Below are 384 nucleotides of genomic sequence, written 5' to 3'. Positions count from 1 at the left end.
TTTCGCTTGCATCAACAGCAATTAACTTTAGATATTGTGGTTATGCCTAAAATGGGGATAGAAACAGTGCCTAATGCAGAGTTGCACCAGCAATTACAATTTGCTTGGCAAAAATTACAACGTCTTGCCAAAAAGCATCAAAAAATAGCTCCCTCCCTGCAAAAGTAGAGATGGCCAATGGTCCGGTTACTGCATTGGTTAATTCGATTTTATCAAATTGCGATTAGTCCTTTACTTGGACCGCGTTGTCGTTATATCCCTACATGTTCTCAATATTCATTGGAAGCAGTCCATACACATGGTGCTGTGCGTGGTGTGTGGTTGGCTACTAAACGTATTTGCCGTTGTCATCCTTGGGGTGGATCGGGGTATGACCCTGTTCCA

The 384-nt window shown here is 42.7% G+C and carries 1 protein-coding gene and 1 pseudogene; both read left to right on the top strand.

What is annotated here, in order from left to right; translation table 11 throughout:
• Positions 1-168 (top strand): annotated as a pseudogene (locus B4F08_RS16430) (ribonuclease P protein component); the annotation flags it as partial.
• A 9-nt stretch (positions 169-177) separates the two neighbouring features.
• Positions 178-384, top strand: a 207-nt coding sequence (gene yidD, locus B4F08_RS16425; protein ID WP_291375399.1) for a membrane protein insertion efficiency factor YidD, incomplete at its 3' end; no start/stop codon positions are given.

The organism is Acinetobacter sp. UBA6720, assembly GCF_002454215.1.
Classification (GTDB): domain Bacteria; phylum Pseudomonadota; class Gammaproteobacteria; order Pseudomonadales; family Moraxellaceae; genus Acinetobacter.
This window is presented reverse-complemented; position numbering and strand designations above follow the sequence as displayed.